Source organism: Ruegeria sp. CDSC051, from assembly GCF_059610665.1.
Genome location: NZ_JBXWOC010000004.1, coordinates 120,742 through 139,275 on the forward strand (window position 1 = coordinate 120,742; position 18,534 = coordinate 139,275).

At 58.3% G+C, this 18,534-nt stretch carries 18 protein-coding genes; 4 read left to right on the top strand and 14 right to left on the bottom strand.

The window, feature by feature from the left end; translation table 11 throughout:
- Positions 1–10 precede the first annotated feature (10 nt).
- From AC2FH0_RS11170 to AC2FH0_RS11200, 7 genes are all read right to left on the bottom strand, one after another.
- Positions 11–1,408, bottom strand: coding sequence for a TadA family conjugal transfer-associated ATPase (locus tag AC2FH0_RS11170; RefSeq protein ID WP_496691717.1), 1,398 nt, complete (start codon positions 1,406–1,408; stop codon positions 11–13).
- A gap of 48 nt (positions 1,409–1,456) precedes the next feature.
- Positions 1,457–2,662, bottom strand: a complete 1,206-nt coding sequence (locus AC2FH0_RS11175; protein WP_496691718.1) for a CpaE/TadZ family protein — start codon at positions 2,660–2,662, stop codon at positions 1,457–1,459.
- Between the two features lie 11 nt (positions 2,663–2,673).
- Positions 2,674–3,312: a TadE/TadG family type IV pilus assembly protein gene (locus tag AC2FH0_RS11180; RefSeq protein WP_142635737.1), complete on the bottom strand. Its 639-nt coding sequence runs from the start codon at positions 3,310–3,312 to the stop codon at positions 2,674–2,676.
- Positions 3,309–3,800 carry a TadE/TadG family type IV pilus assembly protein gene (locus tag AC2FH0_RS11185; protein WP_271948250.1) on the bottom strand — a complete coding sequence of 164 codons (492 nt, stop codon included), beginning with the start codon at positions 3,798–3,800 and terminating at the stop codon, positions 3,309–3,311. Before AC2FH0_RS11185 ends, AC2FH0_RS11180 begins: the two co-directional genes overlap by 4 nt.
- Positions 3,797–5,281, bottom strand: a complete 1,485-nt coding sequence (locus tag AC2FH0_RS11190) for a pilus assembly protein TadG-related protein (RefSeq protein WP_496789343.1) — start codon at positions 5,279–5,281, stop codon at positions 3,797–3,799. The genes AC2FH0_RS11185 and AC2FH0_RS11190 overlap by 4 nt, the downstream gene beginning before the upstream one ends.
- A 30-nt stretch (positions 5,282–5,311) precedes the next feature.
- Positions 5,312–6,139: a Flp pilus assembly protein CpaB gene (gene cpaB, locus AC2FH0_RS11195; protein WP_142635731.1), complete on the bottom strand. Its 828-nt coding sequence runs from the start codon at positions 6,137–6,139 to the stop codon at positions 5,312–5,314.
- 162 nt (positions 6,140–6,301) lie between these two features.
- Positions 6,302–6,490, bottom strand: a complete 189-nt coding sequence (locus tag AC2FH0_RS11200; protein WP_281972471.1) for a Flp family type IVb pilin — start codon at positions 6,488–6,490, stop codon at positions 6,302–6,304.
- Between the two features lie 381 nt (positions 6,491–6,871).
- On the opposite strand from AC2FH0_RS11200, the gene AC2FH0_RS11205 reads away from it, so the two are divergent.
- Positions 6,872–7,870, top strand: a complete 999-nt coding sequence (locus AC2FH0_RS11205) for a LacI family DNA-binding transcriptional regulator (protein ID WP_496789345.1) — start codon at positions 6,872–6,874, stop codon at positions 7,868–7,870.
- On the opposite strand, the gene AC2FH0_RS11210 is transcribed toward AC2FH0_RS11205, so the two are convergent.
- Positions 7,871–9,004, bottom strand: coding sequence for a Gfo/Idh/MocA family protein (locus AC2FH0_RS11210; RefSeq protein WP_496688851.1), 1,134 nt, complete (start codon positions 9,002–9,004; stop codon positions 7,871–7,873).
- A 37-nt stretch (positions 9,005–9,041) separates the two neighbouring features.
- The gene (locus AC2FH0_RS11215) at positions 9,042–10,145 is read right to left on the bottom strand and encodes a Gfo/Idh/MocA family protein (RefSeq protein ID WP_496706315.1); all 1,104 of its coding nucleotides are present in this window, start codon (positions 10,143–10,145) and stop codon (positions 9,042–9,044) included.
- 126 nt (positions 10,146–10,271) lie between these two features.
- On the opposite strand from AC2FH0_RS11215, the gene iolC reads away from it, so the two are divergent.
- The 3 genes from iolC to AC2FH0_RS11230 are packed head-to-tail and all read left to right on the top strand — an operon-like array spanning position 10,272 to position 12,922.
- Positions 10,272–11,240 (top strand): 5-dehydro-2-deoxygluconokinase, encoded by a 969-nt coding sequence (gene iolC / locus AC2FH0_RS11220; RefSeq protein ID WP_271948662.1) that lies wholly within the window; start codon positions 10,272–10,274, stop codon positions 11,238–11,240.
- 9 nt (positions 11,241–11,249) lie between these two features.
- On the top strand, positions 11,250–12,086 hold the full coding sequence (locus tag AC2FH0_RS11225) for a 5-deoxy-glucuronate isomerase (RefSeq protein WP_496789347.1): 837 nt from the start codon (positions 11,250–11,252) through the stop codon (positions 12,084–12,086).
- Positions 12,083–12,922, top strand: a complete 840-nt coding sequence (locus tag AC2FH0_RS11230; RefSeq protein WP_496700775.1) for a class II fructose-bisphosphate aldolase — start codon at positions 12,083–12,085, stop codon at positions 12,920–12,922. Before AC2FH0_RS11225 ends, AC2FH0_RS11230 begins: the two co-directional genes overlap by 4 nt.
- 49 nt (positions 12,923–12,971) lie before the next feature.
- On the opposite strand, the gene AC2FH0_RS11235 is transcribed toward AC2FH0_RS11230, so the two are convergent.
- From AC2FH0_RS11235 to iolD, 5 genes are read right to left on the bottom strand one after another with little or no spacing between them, the layout of a single operon-like run.
- Positions 12,972–13,730 (bottom strand): SDR family NAD(P)-dependent oxidoreductase, encoded by a 759-nt coding sequence (locus tag AC2FH0_RS11235; protein WP_496789348.1) that lies wholly within the window; start codon positions 13,728–13,730, stop codon positions 12,972–12,974.
- Positions 13,727–14,533: a 5-deoxy-glucuronate isomerase gene (gene iolB, locus AC2FH0_RS11240; protein ID WP_496789350.1), complete on the bottom strand. Its 807-nt coding sequence runs from the start codon at positions 14,531–14,533 to the stop codon at positions 13,727–13,729. The genes AC2FH0_RS11235 and iolB overlap by 4 nt, the downstream gene beginning before the upstream one ends.
- A 39-nt stretch (positions 14,534–14,572) precedes the next feature.
- The gene (locus AC2FH0_RS11245) at positions 14,573–15,754 is read right to left on the bottom strand and encodes a phytanoyl-CoA dioxygenase family protein (protein ID WP_496789351.1); all 1,182 of its coding nucleotides are present in this window, start codon (positions 15,752–15,754) and stop codon (positions 14,573–14,575) included.
- A 48-nt stretch (positions 15,755–15,802) separates the two neighbouring features.
- Positions 15,803–16,702 carry a myo-inosose-2 dehydratase gene (gene iolE, locus AC2FH0_RS11250; protein ID WP_142635712.1) on the bottom strand — a complete coding sequence of 300 codons (900 nt, stop codon included), beginning with the start codon at positions 16,700–16,702 and terminating at the stop codon, positions 15,803–15,805.
- Positions 16,699–18,531 (bottom strand): 3D-(3,5/4)-trihydroxycyclohexane-1,2-dione acylhydrolase (decyclizing), encoded by a 1,833-nt coding sequence (gene iolD / locus AC2FH0_RS11255; RefSeq protein WP_282021591.1) that lies wholly within the window; start codon positions 18,529–18,531, stop codon positions 16,699–16,701. The genes iolE and iolD overlap by 4 nt, the downstream gene beginning before the upstream one ends.
- Positions 18,532–18,534 lie beyond the last annotated feature (3 nt).

Sequence of the window (18,534 nt, forward strand, 5' to 3'; positions counted from 1 at the left end):
CCGGACCTCCTTAGTTGAACTTGACGGTGGACAGGTCGACACCGGCAGCCGCCAGTGCATCACTGGATTTTGGCCGAATTCCCGTGGGCATGAACCGGCCCAGAACCTTGCCGTTTTCATCCTTGCCTTCGCGCTTGAAGACAAAGATGTCCTGCATGGTGATGATGTCGCCTTCCATTCCAGTCACTTCCGAGATCGAAGTAACCCGGCGCGTCCCGTCTGAAAGTCGATTCAACTGAAGCACAAAGTGGATGGCCGAAGCGATGGTGGCCCGGATCGCCGAATGCGGCAGCTCCATCCCACCCATCTGTACCATCTGTTCGACCCGAGACAGCGCATCGCGTGGACTGTTGGCATGAACGGTCGTCATCGAACCGTCATGGCCGGTATTCATCGCCTGCAGCATGTCGAAGGCCTCTGATCCGCGCACCTCGCCGACCACAATACGGTCAGGGCGCATCCGCAGCGCGTTGCGGACAAGATCACGCTGGGCCACAGCGCCGGTCCCGTCCAAACCAGCTGGGCGGGTCTCCATGCGGAGAACATGTTCCTGCTGCAGTTGCAGTTCAGCAGCGTCTTCGATGGTCACGACCCGTTCGTTGCCGCCGATATAGGAAGACAAGGCATTCAGCATCGTCGTTTTACCTGATCCGGTTCCTCCGGAAATCAGGACATTCATCTTTGCCTCGACCAGACCGCGCAACAACGCCGCGGCACTGTCATTCAATGCATCGTTCTTAACCAACCGCTCCATCGTCAGCGGTACGCGCGCGAATTTACGGATCGACAAGGCCGGCCCGTCCAGCGCGCAGGGCCGAATGATCGCGTTTACACGGCTGCCATCCTCAAGCCGCGCATCCACCCAGGGCTGGCGTTCATCGATACGGCGGCCAACACGGCTGACAATCTTGTCGATGATCCGAAGCAAATGACGTTCATCCCGAAAACGCGCCGAGGTTTTTTCCAGAATACCTGAACGTTCGACGAAAATCTGCTTGTGACCGTTCACCAGAATATCGTTGATCGAAGGGTCGGCCAGCAAAGGCTCCAGTGGCCCAAGCCCAAGCACCTCGTGCATCAGTTCTTCGACCAAAAGCTTGATTTCCTCAGACCGCATGGCCCGGCCCTCGGACCGCAACAGATCAGTTGCGTGTTTGCCGATTTCGCCCCGCAATGTGTCTTCTTCGACCTTGTCGATCACAGCCAGATTCAGCTTATCAAGCAGCGAGTTGTGCATCCGAGCCTTGAGGTCAATACGGTCCATCTCGCGCTCGCGCTCCATGGCACGGCGTTCGGCGTTCTTGACCTCGATATCAGCAACATTTCCGTTCGGCTGTTTCGTGTCCAACGGCACAACTTTTGGGGATTGGGATGTTGTGCGACCCGTTCTGTCAAATTCACGAAACATTCTGCTTTACCTTTTACTTAACTGATCTTCACATCTTCGGACTTCGATTTACTGTTTGCCCACGCGTGGCGGCAGAGAAACTGTGGTTTCCTGCGCGATGCGGCGGATGGCCCGTGTCAGAGGCGCCCGATTTGAGACCTCTTGCAGAGGTACGCCCCGGTCCACGCATTCACGAACGGTTCGCTCATCCTTGGGAACCCAGTGGGCGAAATCCTGTTCCAACAACTTTGCCGCTGCGCGGTGGTGCGCGGCCGGGATCAGGGGTTTCTTTTCCAGACTCGCAACCAGCTGAATTTCCAAGGCCGGGTTTTCGGCGTGATAGAAATCCATCAATTTCCGCGCTGACCGGATCGAAGGCACCGCGACATCCGTTACCAAAAGCAGCCGGTCGGCTTGGGACAAAACCGGCGTAATCCACTCGACCAGAGCTCTCGGCAGATCAATAATCACATAATCATGGCTGCGCTTGAGGCTGTCCAAAATGGCCGAGATCTGTTCTTCATTAATGGCACTGAGAGGACCAAAGCGCGACGGTGCAGCCAGAACATCAACCCCACAGGGGGACTTGGTCATGGCCTGTTCCAGAAAGGCGCCATCGGGAATGCTCTCATCCATCGCCATCCGCCACATGGCGTCACTTTCCTCAACATCCATCAGGGCGGCAATAGATCCGAACTGAAAATCCAAATCGACAACCGCGACTTCGTTGGCGGCTTTCTTCTTGAAGAACCCTTCCTTGGCCTGTAGCTCGTTGGCCAGATTGGCAGCGACGATAGACGATCCAACCCCACCACGGGATTTGGCCACGGCGATCACTTTGCCCAGGGTTGCCTGACCGCCCCACACGGCCGGCAACTGCGCCTGACGGCGGGCCCGGATTGCGTCCACCTGCGGCACAATTTCCTCGTCGATCCACTTTCTCGGAAGAACGTCGTCGACACCAAGCTTTTTCAGCTGGCGCGCCTTTTCCAAGGGCAGATCCTCGTGGGCCAACGCAATGATGATCGCATTTGGCATACGGGCATCACAGATTTTCCGTGCGGTTTGCAGTAGGTCCCCGGAATTCTCATCCACATCGAACAGAACAACATCATGCTCTGCAGTCAGCGAGATCGCAGAGCCGTTTACCCCCGCAACGGTGTCCTGACGACCGGTGAACCGGCAGTTCGCCTGCCCCCGCAACGAGCCTTCGATGGCCGAGTAAATCTGCTCGTCCGGTGAAATCAACAATACTGAAATCTGCTTGGCACTCATTATGTTTCTCCTTACTCACTCGCCCCGGCCGCCAGATCTTCGGCGGGAACCGATGTGCTCATCGCGGGAAGAGAAATACTGTTGGGGGTATTTGACGCAGGTGTTGTGCCGTTCGACGCAAGAGCGGCCAGACCGGCGATTGGCATCATGAAGTTAAAGTTTACGTTAACAAGTTCGGCGGTAACGACCGGCGTATATGGCCCCCCTAAAAATCCAAGGCGCGCGTCATGCGAATATCCGATCTGTACGTTGGCGGCAGTCGTTCCCGGTGGCAGCAACATGCGGATATCATTCCAGACACGTGCGCCGTAATCCGTCGCGGTATTCAAAGGGCAAGGCGCAGGCAGGGCAGGCACGGCACAGACATTGCCACTGCGGCAGAGCACCCCAAATTTCGTACTTGTAGGAGCGCCGCTTGCCAGCGTGTGCTCGGTCGGCAACGCACCGCAAAGCGGAGGCCCAAGAGTTGCCAGCCTGGATGCTTTTTGCATCGCCTTCTGCGCCATGGTAGTCGACCAGAACAACCGGCCATAATCCACAATGCCGAACATCAGCAACAGGAACAGTGGAATGACCATCCCCAATTCGACCAGGGCGGCGCCACGCTCCTGACGCCGGAAGGTCCGCAGGATATGCGACACCCGGGTCATACGCCGAACACCCGGCTCTGATCCGAAATCACCGTGTCAAGCGTGCTAACAGCCCCGCCGAACAGGCCCAGAACATTGCCCAGGATAAAATCAATCTGGATTTTCGCGGTCACTTCGACCACTGAGGTCGGGTCAATACGATAGCTGCCAGACCGCGATATGCAGGTCGGGGTTACATCCACCAGCGTTGTTCCGACCGGCAAATGCGCCCCACCGCCCAGTCGGTTGGCGACAATATCTGTGGCCATTGCATCATAGCTTGCGACGCCGCCCGCGCTGCATAGATCCAGCGGTGCGATGCGAGCGATCATGCGCGACGCATCCCGTACGCCGGCAGATGTCGCCTGATGTATCCAGGTGATCCGGCTGCCCTCGATGATCACAACAAAGAACAGCAAGATAACCGGCAGAACCATGGCGAACTCGACCATCGGCGCGCCAGACTCGCAGCGCTGAAAGCGTGAGAGGAAGCGACCCAGCGGCTTCATCGGTACAGCCTCACGACATCGCGGAAAATGCCATCAACGGCACTGCCACCAACTCCGCCGCCAACCTGTTTGACCACCTCGACGAAGATGTCGAAATCCGAGCCTGTGGATTCTTCAAGTGGCTGAAACAGAAAGACTTTTACGAATTCCTTCACCGGCACATCGGTGGCCCGCCCGGAAACTGGGTTCGCGGTGCAGTCAATCGCTGCGGCGATGAACGTACGCCGCTCAGGATCGGTGCTGGGCTGGCCTGAACATTGGGCGCGGCCGGTCTCGTCACGTCCGGTGACGATATCACCCGACCCGGCCCGGCTGACCTCGTCCAGATATACCTGATACCGGGTGTTTCCTGTCGGTGCGCCCTGCGCATGCGGTGTCAGCGTACCGTCCGGTCCAACTCCATAATTCATAAGATTGTAAGCCGCTTGTCCTGACGTCCAGTTGCCATCGCCAAAACGGCTGCCATTGCAAAGACCACTCACCGGGTCAAAGCAATCATCCGGTGGCATTGGAATAGTATTGGTCGACAGGTCCGGGTTGTTTTTCACACAGCCCCCGCCGGAATGGTCCCAGCCTGAAATCACATTTGGACCCGGCGCATAGTCTGGATCGTTCTTCAGTTGGTTCATGGTCGCCTGGAACATATCGAACCGCGAATTGTAGATCGCGCTGCCAATCCCGTTCCGCTGACCGGGTTCGGTGTCGACACCGCGCTGAGACACGCATTTGGTCAGGTTCCCATTCGCAGCAATGAGGCAGATATACAGCTTTGAGCCGGTCAGACCGGCGCATGGTCCGTTTGGATTGATCCCGATATCCGTTGGATCCAGGAATCCGAAATTCCCCGGCCCCCAGGCTGAGTTGTTGCCGCCAGTACGCAATTTGATGGAAGCGCCGATATTGGCGCTGGAGGTCCAGCCCGACGGGATACAGAACATCAACGGCGTTACGTCACAGGCATATGCTGAATACCCAGCGATCGAGACTGAATTCACCTCTCCGGACGGGCTGGCGACACCCAGCAAGCTGGCCAGCGATCGGCCAAAAGGCAGGAAAACAGTCCGTGGTGTCGCGGTCACCTCGACCAAGACGGCACGCGCCGGGTCTGTCGTCACAAAGGGCGTAACCGAGTCGTTATCGTCTGGGTCTGCCACCGGAGTAGGCAATCCGGTCAGAAAGCGAAGCGAAAAATCCGCAGAAGTTCCAAGGCTTTGGCTGCCATCCGCGAAAAACTGTTCGTCGTCGATCATGCCGGATGCCGCAGCTGTTGCACGTGTAATGGCGTCAGCATTGCCATCCAGCTCTCCTGCGGCGGCAAGCGCCACGTGGTCGGTATAGGCTTGCATGTCAGTTTGGGTAGAGGCGATACGCCCCAGATCAAAAGTCAGTGCAGCCATTCCGATCATGACGACCATGAACATGCCGACAAAAACCAGAATTGTGCCGTCTTCTTTGCCCCTGATTTTGCGTAGCGAAGTCATATCAACCTCCCTCGAAAGACCAACCTGACCTCAGTTCACCGGCTCAGTTGTTGCACTGGTGTTCCCAAAGACCTGAATTTCCTGAACGTCGGTTGCCCCACGGCGAACTTTCACAATCGGCCTGGGCGTGCCCTCTTCTAGCGGTGATTTTTCAAGGAGGATGTCGCTGAGGCGAACCGCTTCCAGCGGCTTATCCTCTTCTGTTTGCAGAGACCGCAGAGACAGGCTGAGCTGCCCGGCCTTCTGCGCCAGAGCCAACTTCTGACCTTCATCCGGGGTGACCTCGATCGTAACCGTGCGGGCAATGCCCGGTTGGTCAAGCTCTTCATCCGCGGTTTGGTCCACGCCGATGACCCGGATATTCTGCAGGATCGTCACTGCACGCAGTGTATCATTGGTGCCGCGGGTCAGAACAATGTCGACAAAGTCGCCAGGCGTAACAAATCCGCCTACCCCTGTCTGCGCGTCGACATTGATCGCCATCGCGCGGTTATTCTCGCCAATCGTCTGAACGATTGTCACTTTTTCACCAAAATCGGAAACTTTCGAGGTCAAAAGAATTTCGCCCTGCGCCAAAGCACGCTTGGCCCGGCGAGGTTCTATGCCTGCGGCAGGCAGGACATCATCAAAGCTTGTAAAAACACCTGCAGGCACAGATGCAGTAGGCCAATCAATGGTCGTCAGCTTGTGCCCTTCGATCGGCGTTCCGAACGCGATATCTTCGGCCACGGCCACAACACGAACTATGGTTGGTTCACCCGCTGACTGATTCCTTCGGATCTGATCCTGCGCCAGAATGACTGCGCCACCCGCCAAACCTATTCCCAGGAAAGTCATCAAAAATGATTTAATACGCATGGTATCCTCCAATTCCCGGGAAAACTCAGGATAATTACTTAATTGGGCCTGAATGGCCAAACAGACCGCTTATGCAAATCAAAGGTGGTCTGGTAGGAAACTGACGCCCCACGCTTGCGAATGGGAAGTCAGGTTTTTTCACTTGGGAAATTGGCGCGCAGCTTAAGGCGTTGTCCGCTGGGCTGCCGAGTTTGCATCACTAAAGTTGCTGCTGGTCGTGCCAGCCAAATTGGTCAGAATTGTCCCGCCGACGACAATCGCAACAAACAGCGCGATGCCATATTCAACCAGGGTGGCGCCACTCTCGTCTTTGCGTAGCTTCAGAAATACTTTGCGAATTCCATTCAACATTACTTGAACTCCAGACTGTTTTACCAAAGTGCGAAATCCCGCACTGACACGAGGAACACACCCCCGTTAACTAAATCGTTACCGATGAGGCGGTGCCGAAACCTCCCCACAAACGAAAAGAAATTCCCGCTTAGGGCGAATTTTCGATCATTTTGGGCGGAAATGTGTCAAATCGCGGACCGATTTACGGTGCGCGGCGGCAGATTTACCTGATCTCCCGTCAGAAAGAATCGATTGGTGAGAAGCTGCTCGGGGTCAATAAACCGGGCCCCGCGTCAAACGAGCAATCATTTGCAACCGATTGCAGCCACCAGACTAACTGGCTTAGTATCACGACATGAAAATGTCTGTCATCCCACCTTTCTTCTGCAGGTACGAAACATGAGCGTCACCCTAAAAGACGTCGCAGCTCTGGCCGGGGTGTCGCGCTCTGCCGTGTCGCGCACCTTTACCGAGGGTGCCTCGGTTTCGGCAAAAACCCGAAGCAAGGTGGAAAAGGCCGCGGCGGAACTGGGTTACAGCCCAAACGCCCTGGCCTCGTCCCTGACCACAGGGCGGACAAAACTGATTGGGTTGATCTCGAACAACTTTCACAACCCGATTTTCCTTGAAGTCTTCGATCAATTCACGCGCGCCTTGCAGGAACGCGGTCTGCGCCCGTTGATCGTGAACCTGACCGATGAGACCGAGCCTGCCAATTCCGTTCGGATGCTGCGCCAGTATTCTGTTGACGCTGCCATCGTGGCCTCTTCGACCCTGCCGCCAAGTTTCGCCAAGGCGTTTCACGATGCCGGTGTTCCGGTTGTGCATACGTTCGGGCGCTCTGCGACCTCACCAGAGGTACATGTCGTCGGGATCGACAATGTCGAATGTGGTCGCATGGCAGCCCGCGAGCTGCAGGCGCGGGGCTATCGGCGTGTTGGGTATTTAGGCGGGCCAAAAGATGCTACCTCCGCCATGGATCGATATCAGGGCTTTATGGAAGAGGCCGAAAAGCACCCCGATCTTGAGGTGACAAACTCTTTCGCCGGGGCCTATTCATTTGAGGCGGGGCGCGCGGAAATGCTGGATCTGCTAAAGGGTCAACCAGCCGAAAGCTATTTCTGCGGCGATGACATTCTGTCCGTCGGGGCGCTGTCCGCCCTGTCGGATCACGGGCTGAAACCGGGCAAGGATATCGGGATCATCGGCCTGAATGACATGGAGATGTCGCGTTGGGAAAGCGTGAATCTGACGACCATCCACCAACCGATCAAGCAAATCATCACCTCGTCTGTGGATCTGGTGGAAGAGATGCTGAAAGACCCCGAGCGTTATCCCGAGGCCCGCATTTTCCCCTGCCGCGTAGTCGAAAGGGGCACGCTGCGCCCCCGCGCCTAGTCAGCGGAACATAGGGGGGCGCGCATCCTTCCAGGCTCCGTCTTCATTGCCCGACGCAACGGCAGCATGGACCGCTGCGATAGACCGCACCCCATCCGCTGCGCCTGGCAACCCGTCGCGGGTTTCGCCACGAATGGCATCGGCCAGATCGCAATAGATGTTGGCCACAGCCAAGGGAAACCCTTCAGGATGTGCGATGGCCACCCGCGACAGGCGCTGGGCGTCCTCGTACAAGCCACCTTCGCCCTTTTCAATGATCTGTGTGCGACCGCCGACCGGTGTATAGAGCAACTGGTTGGGCTGTTCCGAGGTCCAGCGCAGACCGCCGGTTTCACCAAAGACCTGAATGTCGAACCCATGTTGGCGCCCGATCGCAACGGACGAAGTCCACAAGCGCCCGACGGTGCCACGCTCTGTCCGGAAGTTGACCATGGCATCATCCTCCAGCACGCGGCTTGAGATGGTCGAGGCCATGTCGGCGGACAGCGACGTGACCTCATCATCGCAAATGAAGCTGGCCATATGCAGCGCGTGTATACCGCAATCCGCGAACTGCCCCGAGACACCGGCCATCGCCGGATCATACCGCCAGCGCACGCGTGGATTGTCGGCGTCAGTGGCATCCCCGTGGTGGCCGTGGCTGAAATTCGTCACGACCAGACGCACCTTGCCGATATCCCCGACCCTCACCATTGCACGTGCCTGGCGCACCATCGGATAAGCCGAATAGCAATAATTCACGGCGCACAGCTTGCCCGATGCTTCGGCGATGCGCACGATCTCTTCGCCTTCTTCCACGGTCATCGTCATCGGCTTTTCGCACAGAACGTTAAAACCCGCTTCGAGATAGGCCTTGGCAATTTCAAAATGGGTCGAGTTCGGTGTCGCGATGGTAACCAGATCGATGCGGTCGCTACGGTCTTTTTCACCGGCTAGCATCTCTTGCCAGTCGCCATAGGCGCGATCAGTTGCAACGCCCAAACGCTGTGCATATTCACGTCCCACGTCGGGGCGGTGGTCCAACGCTCCGGCAGCGAACTCAAACAGCCCATCGGCCTGTGCGCCAAGGCGGTGCGCAGGGCCAATCTGGCTGCCTTCACCGCCACCGATCATGCCCCATTTCAGCTTAGTCATGGTCTTAGTCTCTCTTTGGAAATTGGGTGGTGAGCTTTCAGAAATCGCTGATATCTGTCCATTGCCGCCCGTCTGACGATGCCAATGCAGCCGCCAGAACGCGGTTCACCTCGTGCCCATCGCGGAAGGTGGGCCAGATATTCTGCCCAGAATGGATGGCCTGCAGGAAATCCTTGGCCTCGATAATGATCTGATCCTGATATCCTGTGCCGTGCCCCGGACCCTGGCAAAAAGGTTCGTAATCCGGGTGCGCAGGGCCTGTCAGGATCTTGGTAAAACCGCGTGCAGCTTCGGGACCTTCGCGGCGATACAGCCACAAGGCATTCTGGTCCTCCTGATCGAACCGGATCGCACCTTTGGTACCCGAGACTTCATAGGCGTAGCCCATCTTGCGACCCGTTGCGACACGGCTGAAATAGAGGTTGCCCATGACCCCGCTTTCAAAACGGCACATCATCTGCGCGTGATCATCATTGGTAACTTCGCCGCCGGGGCGATGCCGGTGCACCGTCTCCACATCGGCCATAACCTGAGTGATCGGCCCGATCAGCGCCAACGCACCATTCACCATATGCGGAGCAAGATCGCCGATGGTTCCATTGGCCATTCCCGTTGTGCGCCAGGTTGCTGGGGCCTCGGGGTCGGCATAGAAATCCTCGGTATGTTCGCCACGGAACCATGTGACCTGACCGATTTCCCCTTCAGCAATAAGCTGACGCGCATATTGGCTAGCGGGCGTACGGATATAGTTGAACCCGACCATGTTGATTGCACCTGTGGCCTCGGCTGCCGCCACCATCGCGCGGCTGTCGTCCAAGGACGCCCCCAAGGGTTTTTCGCACAGCACCGGTTTACCAAGGGCAAACGCCGCCTCAGCGATTTGACGGTGTGTCGATTGAGGTGAGGCGATCACAATGGCCTCGACCTTTGGATCCTCGACCAGCATGCGCCAGTCATCGGTGGCGCGCTGGAACCCGTAGGCGGCGCGATAGACTTCCGCGCTTGCAGATGTCGAGGCACAGATCACCTCAAGCCGCGGGCGCAGCGCGGTGTCGAACACCGCACCTACCGCTGACATCGCGACGGAGTGGGCCTTGCCCATATAGCCGCCGCCAACAATTCCAATTCCAATTTCAGGCATCTGCCGCGGCCTCGCACATATCATTTGCAACCGGTTGCAAAATCAGTATCGTGTGAATCGATTCAACGCAAGGATCAACACACCTTGCCGACCCTTTTCGCCGGAGGAAATGACGTGACCGCTTTGATGGACGGTATCAAAGGAAACCGCTTTGGCGTCTTGGGTCGTGCGGGCATGGACCTGTTTGCCGATCCCATCGGCGAGAAAAGTGAGGATGCCGACGCGTTCCGGGCCGATCTGGGCGGTTCATCGGCAAATATATGTGTGGGTCTGGTCAAGCTGGGCAGTCAAGCGTCGCTGATCACCTCGGTATCTGACGACGCGGTCGCGCGGTTCTGCCTGAACCGGCTGGCGCATTACGGCGTCGATACGTCCAACATACGGGTTGTAAGGGGCGAATACCGCATGTCGCTGGCAATCTACGAAAGCCGGACAGAAGATTTCCAGAATGTCATCTACCGCAATGGCGCAGTCGATTTCCAAGTCACCGAAGAGGATATGGACCAGGTAGATTTCAGCTCCTTCTCGGCTGTGATCTCGGCCGGAACCGTCTTTGCGGCCGAGCCTTCGCGCAGCGCCACATTCCGGGCCATCGACACGGCCCGCAAGGCCGGTGTGCCCGTAATATTTGACATAGACTATCGCCCTTACAGTTGGCCCTCACCCGAAGTCGCGTCCGAGGTCCTGTCCCGCGCCGGTGACGCCAGTGATCTGATCGTAGGCAATGACGAAGAATTCGGTTTCATGGCGGGCGGGATAAACAAAGGGTTTGCCAAGGCGCAGGAACTGGCGGCCAAACCAGGCCGCGTGGTGATCTATAAAATGGGTGAAAAAGGCGCCATCACGCTGATGGACGGGCAGGAATTTCAGACAGGCATCTATCCGGTGACTGCCGTCAAGCCGAATGGCGCAGGTGACAGTTTCATGGCCGGGTTACTGGCCTCGGTTGCAGCGGGGTACTCGCTGAAGGACGCGGTGATGCGCGGTTCGGCCTGCGCCTCGATCGTCGTGTCTCAACCCGGCTGCGCGCCCGCTATGCCGACCACCGAACAGCTGGACACGTTTCTGGCCACCCATCCCGGCCCCACGGCATAGGAGATCCCAATGCATATCGCCCCCTATGAGAACCAGAACAAACCCATCGTGGATGCCGATGACCCAATGGTGCCCCTGAACTATTTCAACATCGTCAAACTGAAACAGGGCGAGGCGTTCGAATATCAAGTGCCGGGGTATGAGACCTGCATCGTCCCGGCCACAGGTACGGTCGATGTGGATGTCGAAGGCGTGCAATTTGCCATACTGGGCAACCGAGGAGAGGATGTCTGGGATGGAGAGCCAGAGGGCGTTTATGCACCCGTTGGCGCCAAGGTGCAGATCGTCTGCGCCTCGGACCACACCGAAGTCTTCATCGCGGGCGCCAGATACGACAAGGTGCTGGACCCGTTCGATGTCCGCCAGCACGATCTGGTGCAATACGGCAGCGACGACACCAAAACCCACCGCAAGATCAAGCACATCCTGGGCCAGAAACAGCATGACAAGGTGGGCCGTCTGCTGGTGAGTGAGTTGTTCACCGTGGGTCAGGGGGGATGGTCGGGGTTTCCCAGCCACAAACACGATACCAACCGGTTGCCGGATGAAACCCGCCATGACGAGACCTATAATTTCCGTTTCAAACCCAACTGGGGCTCGGGCCTGCAGATGCTGCAGCGCGAGGATAACGAACCGGGCGACGCCTATCATATCATGGACGGATCGACCGTCTGTATCGACAAGGGTTATCACCCCTGCTGCGTCCTGCCGGGGTATGAGATGTACTATTTCACGATCCTCGGCGGCCTGACCCAACGCTCGCTGGTCCAGTATTTCCAGCCCACCCATGCCTATCAGATCGAAACCATACCGGGCATCAAAGACATGATTGCAAAATTCAAATGACCCTCGCCACACTGAAAGACGTTCTGCAACCTGCCTATGATCAGGGCTATGCCGTCGGTGGTCTGGTGACCCTGGGCTGGGAAGACATGCGCGCTTATGTGGCCGCTGCCGAAGCTGAGAACGCGCCCGTGATCCTGCAGGCCGGTCCCAGTTGTCGCGAGCACACACCCCTGCCCATTCTGGGCAAGATGTTCCGCTATCTGGCCGAAAACGCCTCTGTCCCCGTCGTCGCCCACCTGGACCATGGGTACACGTTCGAGGACTGCAAAATCGCGTTGGACAGCGGCTTTACCTCGCTGATGTTCGACGGGTCGCGCAAGCCATTGCAGAAAAACATCGATGAGACCGCGGCCATTGCCGAAATGGCCCATGCGGCAGGGATTTCATGCGAGGGAGAGATCGGCTTTGTGGGGTATTCCGGTGGCGAAGGCTCAAATGGTACCGACCCCGAGGAAGCCGCGAAGTTTGCACGCGAAAGCGGCGTCGACGCGATGGCGATTTCGGTTGGCAATGTTCACTTGCAGCAAAACAAAGAAGGTGGCCTGGATGAGGCGCGTATCGCCGAAATCGATGCCGTGACCGAAGTGCCTTTGGTCATTCATGGCGGGTCCGGTGTGCCGGTAGAGCAGCGTATGAAGCTGGCGCGCGAGACCTCGATCTGCAAGTTCAATATCGGGACCGAACTGCGCATGGCCTTTGGCACGGCGATGCGAGAGGCCGTCAACCGCGACCCCGACAGGTTCGACCGCGTCACCATCCTGAAGGAAACCCACAACCCGGTCGAGGCAGCCGCCCGCACCGTGATCCGAGCATTCGGCGCCCCGCCCCAGCGTTAGGGCGTCATGTTACCAATCGGCCGGGAGCGCATCGCCAAGCGGCATCCCCTCAGATCGAGCCGCCTTCGACCATGAAGTTCCCCGCGCTGCACATGGCCGCGTCGTCCGAGGCCAGAAACAGGACCATGCGCGCCACATAGACCGGCTCAATCGGGTCCGGCAGACATTGACGATCCACCTGCTTGGCCAGCGTCTCGGGTGTCACCCATAACTCTTTTTGCCTCTCCGTCATGATCCAGCCCGGAACAACTGTGTTCACCCGGATGCGATGGTCGCCCAACTCGCGCGCCATTGTGCGGGTCAAGCCGTGGACGGCTGATTTGGCGGTGGCATAGGCCGGGAATCCTGCCCCGCATTCCCACCAGGAATTCGATCCCAGATTGATGATGGCCCCCTTGCCCTTGGCAATCATGCCTGGGGCAACCGATTGGATGGCAAAGAACATATGGCGGATATTGGTGGCCATTCGGTCATCCCAATATCCCGGCGTCACTTCGCGCCAGTCGTGGCGTTCGTCATGTGCGGCGTTGTTAACCAGAATATCCGCTTCGCCCAGCACGGCGACCAGCCGCCCGAATGCCTCTTGCAGCGCATCGATGTCGCGCAAATCGCATTGGGCAAAGGCATGCTGCCCGTCCAGCTCCGCCAACAGCGCTTGGCCCGCATCTGCGTTCAGATCAACAAACCCGACCCTGGCCCCCTGGGCGGCAAAGGCGCGAACCGTTTCGGCGCCGATCCCCCCGGCCCCGCCGGTGATAAAGACTGTTTTTCCCGCAAGACCCGGGTAGTTGGCGAAATTCGTGCTCATGCGTCGCGCTCCATGATCCATTCTACTTCGGGGGCGGCTACAAAGCGCCATTTCCGCAATGGACCGGCCATGACGTTCAGGTAGTACATCTCAAACCCATATGGTGCGCCACAGGGATGATGCCCCCGAGGCACAAGCACGACATCACCATCCGACACGGCCATAGCCTCGTCCAGATCACCATCATCGGTATAGACCCGTTGGATGCCAAACCCGTTCGAGGGGTTCAGACGGTGGTAATAGGTCTCTTCCAGATAGGTTATGCGAGGAAAGTCATCTTCATCATGGCGATGGCTGGGGTAGGAGGACCAGTGGCCATTGGGCGTGAAGACCTCGGTCACCAGCAGGCTGTCAGCGACGTCTTCGGCCTCCATCGCGATATTGTTGATATAGCGGGTATTCACACCCTTCCCGCGTTCGGTCAGTGTGATGCCACCCGGCCCGATCCGTCGCGCCGGATGGCCACCTTTGCCGGGGGCCGAACACACGGCCACAACACAATCGGTTTCCGCCACAGCCTGCCAATCGGTTCCGTTGGGCAGGTACAGACAATGCGGCGGCGTCTTTTCAAAGACATCCATGCGGTCACCCAGCACACCCCAATCCTGCCCGGCCCCGGTGATATGCGCCTTGCCCTCGACCATGACCAAGATGACCTCATTGTCACCGGTTTCTTCGGTCGCCCTGTCGCCTGCGCGTAGGTGGTAAAGACCGAACCCGACATAGCGCCATCCCGCAGAGGCAGGGGTGATGTCATGCACCTTGCCATCGGGGCCGCGTGGTTTCCTGAGCAGGTTGGCCATGGGGCCTCCTTTCTGGGCGCGCCGGCCCGGTTCGTAACGTCAGGCGGATTGTCGGGTTTTCAACGCCGAAAGTGCCGAGGTCAGTTGCTCTGGCGTCCATTCTTCGGCGACCGCACGCCGCAAGATATCCCCCTGGCTTTCCGGAGCATTACCGCCAATCGGGGGATCTGTGTCCAGATTTGTCGGAAACGGATAGCCTTCGGCCGTCGCCGCGATGGCCGCGTCCAGCTCGGACCCAGTCAGCTCGCCGCTTCGCTTCAGGGCCACCAGTGACGGCAGCACGGCCTGCGCCATGGACCGGCGGTCGATGGCCTCCATCGCACGACCAAAAGCGGATGAGATCTGCAACAAGTTCGCCATACGGTCGATATCCGTGCTGCGGTTCTCGCCGGCCGAGTGGAACAGCGCGGGGTTGAAGAATACCGCGTCGCCTTTGTTCAACGGCACCTGAACATAGCTCTTCTCAAAGTGGTCCCTGTGCGCGGGGTCGTGAAAGCCAATATATCCGGCTGGATATAGCTGTGAAAACGGCAACAGTTTGGTGGGCCCGCTTTCCACCGGCATGTCACAATGGGCCACTGCCCCCTGCAAGGTCAGCGCCGCCGTCAGCAGATGTGCATGCACCGGATACCGGGCAGCGCTTTCAGCGGTCTGAAAGCCCAGATGGTAGTCCCTATGCGCCTGCTGTGCCTTGCCGCCGGGGCGGACCTGATTGACCTGAGCCGTGACCTGATAGTTCGGCCCCAGCCATGCCTCGCAGGCGGTGGCAACAGCAGCGTTGCCGAAGTATTTTGAGAAACCTTCCGGATCGCGCAGGCAGTGCTTTTGCAACGCATTCCATATCCGGTCATTCGCCCCTGAGGCGGCAAAATGATCACCCTCGCCTTCGCCGCTTTGGCGTTCCTCGTCGATGATCTGCCGAAAAACCTCGGTCGCCCGGTCGATCACCGACAGATCCTGATAGGCCCATTTCAGCGCGATCACCCCGGCGGATTGGTTCAGCACATGGCCCCATTCCGCCATCAAAGCGCGCCGTTGCCCTGTATCTTCCAGCGCGGGACGCAGGGCATTCATGTCATAGACGGGGACGTTCTTTTCGATCATCGCGGCCTGCGGAACCATGTCCGAGGTCAGTTTCCGAGAGGTCAACACCTTGAATTCGTCCAGATCACAGGATTCCCGGTCAAAATACCCGACATATCCAATTCTTTGACTTACCATGATTTTCTCCTTCTTCATGGCCTTGGTGTTGCCCCTTGGGGCGGTTTGTTAGTTGGTGATCTCCAATCTTGCCTGAGCGCAGACATCGACAATGTGGTCGTAACCCATCTTGGAATACTCTTGGGGTGGGGCCTTGGCGGGGTCCTGTTCGGCCTCGACCACGATCCAGCCGCTATAACCCATAGATTTCAACGCATTCGCCACGGCTTGAAAATCAATGCAACCATCGCCAGGCACGGTGAACGCGCCCGCGACGACAGCATCCAGGAAACTGCGGTTATTCTCGCGCACATCCTGGACAACGGCCGGGCGGATGTCCTTGAAATGCACATGGCGCACCCGGTCGCCCCACCGATTGAGCGTCGCCATTACATTGCCCCCACCAAACAGCAAGTGGCCGGTATCAAAGCACAAGCCAACCTCGGGGCCCGACCCTTCCATCAACCAGTTCACATCCTCTTCGCTTTCGATAATCGTGCCCATGTGGTGGTGATAGGCCATCGGCATGCCCTGATCAGCCATCCATTTGGCCAGCTCGGTGATTTTGGCGGCATAGGCCAACACCTCATCCCGGGACAGTTTCACCCGGTCATTAACCGCGACCCCGATCTGCCCCTGCACGGTGTTCGAACATTCGGCATAGACGATGCACGGGCTGTCGAGCGCTACGAATTGTTCGACCTGCGCGCGCACGGCCTCGCGCTCGGTGGCAAAATCGTTAACCAGAGAAGCCCCAGAACACCAACCGCCACACAGGACGATATCATTGGTGTCGAGATAGGCGCGCAGACCTTCGGTATCGCCGGGCATCCGCTGACCGCGTTCGACGCCGGTATAGCCGATCTCGCGCGCCTCTTTCAGGGCCTGTTCCATCGTGTAAGCCGCGGTCAGGTCCGGCAGATCATCGTTCTGCCAGGCAATCGGAGAGATGCCGATCTTCACGCTCATTTCGTGTTTCTTTCCTTGATGGCAACCTCATAGGCTGCGCGCTTTTCATTCACTTCCGGGCGGATGCTGACTTCGGGCACGGCCACTTCCCACCAGGTGCCGCCATATTCGGTCGACGGGTACGGATCGGTGTCTATGACGACCACATAGGGGCCGGTGACCTCGCCACGTTTGGCCAATGCCTGCTCCAGCTCAACGATCGAGCCCACCTTGACCGAAGTCGCCCCCATCGCCGCCGCGTGCGCAGCGAAGTCTATGGCCGAGGGCGTTTCGTGCACCGCATGATCCAGCAGATTGTTAAACTCGGCCCCGCCGGTGCCCATTTGCAGGCGGTTGATGCAGCCGAATCCACGATTGTCGGTCACGACGACAGTAAAGGAGATGCCCATCATCGCTGCCGTCGCCATTTCGGAGTTCGCCATCATATAGGTGCCGTCACCGGTAAAGCAGATGACGTCGCGATCAGGTTGGGCCATCTTGATGCCCATTGCACCGGCGATTTCATAGCCCATGCAACTGAACCCGTATTCCATGTGATAGGCACCTGGGCGGGGCGCTTTCCACAGCTTGTGCAGCTCACCTGGCATCGTGCCCGCGGCGCACATGACTACCGTGTTATTGTCCGAGGCGCGTTGCACCGCACCCACTACCTGCATATCCGTAGGCAACGCGTTTCCGTCACCGGGCGCGTCGGTCAGTGCATCCACCTTGCCAAACCAATCTGCCTTCAGCGTGTCCGCCACCGGGTCGGCCCGGTAGCCGTGCAAGGCTTCGCCAAGTTCCTCTAACCCGACACGCGCATCGCTTTGCAGCGGCATTGCGCCGTGTTTTTCGGCGTCATAGGCGGCTGTATTCAGGCAGATCATCTCGCGGTTCGGATTGGAAAACAGCCCCCAGGACCCGGTGGTAAAGTCCTGCAACCGCGTCCCAACAGCAAGCACCAGATCGGCCTCGGCGCAGGTGGCGTTGGCCGGTTCACCACCGGTTACACCAACCGGGCCAAGGTTCAACGGATGATCCCAAGCCAGCGCCGATTTCCCGGCTTGCGTCTCGGTGATCGGGATATTGTGGGATTCCACAAAGCTCTGCAGCACATCCGTCGCTCCGGAGTAATGCACGCCACCTCCGGAAACGATAACGGGACGTTTGGCTGATCTGATCGCAGTCACCGCACGGGCCAACTCCGCCTCATCCGGGCGAATGCGGCGCTGATACCAGACCCTCGGCTCGAAGAAACTCTCGGGATAGTCATAGGCTTCAGCCTGAACATCCTGGCAAAAGGCCAACGTCACAGGCCCGCAATCGGCCGGGTCGGTCATGGTGCGAAAGGCGCGAGGCAAGGCCGTCAACAGATGTTCAGGCCGCGAGATGCGATCATAGTACCGGCTGACCGGGCGAAAACAGTCATTGGCACTAACCGTACCATCACCAAAGCTTTCGATCTGTTGCAACACAGGGTCAGGCCCGCGGGTGGCAAACACATCGCCGGGGATAATCAGAACCGGCAACCTATTCACATGCGCCAACGCCGCCGCGGTGACCATATTGGTGGCCCCCGGTCCAATGGATGAGGTCACCGCCATCGCCCGCGTCCGCCGCATCTGCTTGGCATAGGCAATCGCGCAATGTGCCATTGTCTGTTCATTTTGCCCGCGATAGGTTGGCAGGCTGTCTTTCGCGCCGTGCAGCGCTTCGCCCAGCCCGGCCACATTGCCATGGCCAAAAATGGCCCAGATACCGGCGATAAAGGGCTCGCCCGCTTCGTTCATCTGCGCGCCCAGATAGCGCACCAAAGCTTGCGCTGCGGTCAGTCGGACTGTGTTGCCCATAGT

Excerpts from the sequence above, each read along its gene's own strand:
- AC2FH0_RS11225 (WP_496789347.1), top strand. The coding sequence starts at position 11,250 with ATGCATATCGCCCCCTATGAGAACCAGAACAAACCCATCGTGGATGCC.
- cpaB (WP_142635731.1), bottom strand. The coding sequence starts at position 6,139 with ATGCGTATTAAATCATTTTTGATGACTTTCCTGGGAATAGGTTTGGCG.
- iolD (WP_282021591.1), bottom strand. The coding sequence starts at position 18,531 with ATGGGCAACACAGTCCGACTGACCGCAGCGCAAGCTTTGGTGCGCTAT.
- AC2FH0_RS11245 (WP_496789351.1), bottom strand. The coding sequence starts at position 15,754 with ATGGTAAGTCAAAGAATTGGATATGTCGGGTATTTTGACCGGGAATCC.
- AC2FH0_RS11170 (WP_496691717.1), bottom strand. The coding sequence starts at position 1,408 with ATGTTTCGTGAATTTGACAGAACGGGTCGCACAACATCCCAATCCCCA.
- AC2FH0_RS11230 (WP_496700775.1), top strand. The coding sequence starts at position 12,083 with ATGACCCTCGCCACACTGAAAGACGTTCTGCAACCTGCCTATGATCAG.
- AC2FH0_RS11210 (WP_496688851.1), bottom strand. The coding sequence starts at position 9,004 with ATGACTAAGCTGAAATGGGGCATGATCGGTGGCGGTGAAGGCAGCCAG.
- AC2FH0_RS11205 (WP_496789345.1), top strand. The coding sequence starts at position 6,872 with ATGAGCGTCACCCTAAAAGACGTCGCAGCTCTGGCCGGGGTGTCGCGC.
- AC2FH0_RS11190 (WP_496789343.1), bottom strand. The coding sequence starts at position 5,281 with ATGACTTCGCTACGCAAAATCAGGGGCAAAGAAGACGGCACAATTCTG.
- AC2FH0_RS11185 (WP_271948250.1), bottom strand. The coding sequence starts at position 3,800 with ATGAAGCCGCTGGGTCGCTTCCTCTCACGCTTTCAGCGCTGCGAGTCT.
- AC2FH0_RS11200 (WP_281972471.1), bottom strand. The coding sequence starts at position 6,490 with ATGTTGAATGGAATTCGCAAAGTATTTCTGAAGCTACGCAAAGACGAG.
- AC2FH0_RS11180 (WP_142635737.1), bottom strand. The coding sequence starts at position 3,312 with ATGACCCGGGTGTCGCATATCCTGCGGACCTTCCGGCGTCAGGAGCGT.
- iolE (WP_142635712.1), bottom strand. The coding sequence starts at position 16,702 with ATGAGCGTGAAGATCGGCATCTCTCCGATTGCCTGGCAGAACGATGAT.
- AC2FH0_RS11175 (WP_496691718.1), bottom strand. The coding sequence starts at position 2,662 with ATGAGTGCCAAGCAGATTTCAGTATTGTTGATTTCACCGGACGAGCAG.
- iolB (WP_496789350.1), bottom strand. The coding sequence starts at position 14,533 with ATGGCCAACCTGCTCAGGAAACCACGCGGCCCCGATGGCAAGGTGCAT.
- AC2FH0_RS11235 (WP_496789348.1), bottom strand. The coding sequence starts at position 13,730 with ATGAGCACGAATTTCGCCAACTACCCGGGTCTTGCGGGAAAAACAGTC.
- AC2FH0_RS11215 (WP_496706315.1), bottom strand. The coding sequence starts at position 10,145 with ATGCCTGAAATTGGAATTGGAATTGTTGGCGGCGGCTATATGGGCAAG.
- iolC (WP_271948662.1), top strand. The coding sequence starts at position 10,272 with ATGGACGGTATCAAAGGAAACCGCTTTGGCGTCTTGGGTCGTGCGGGC.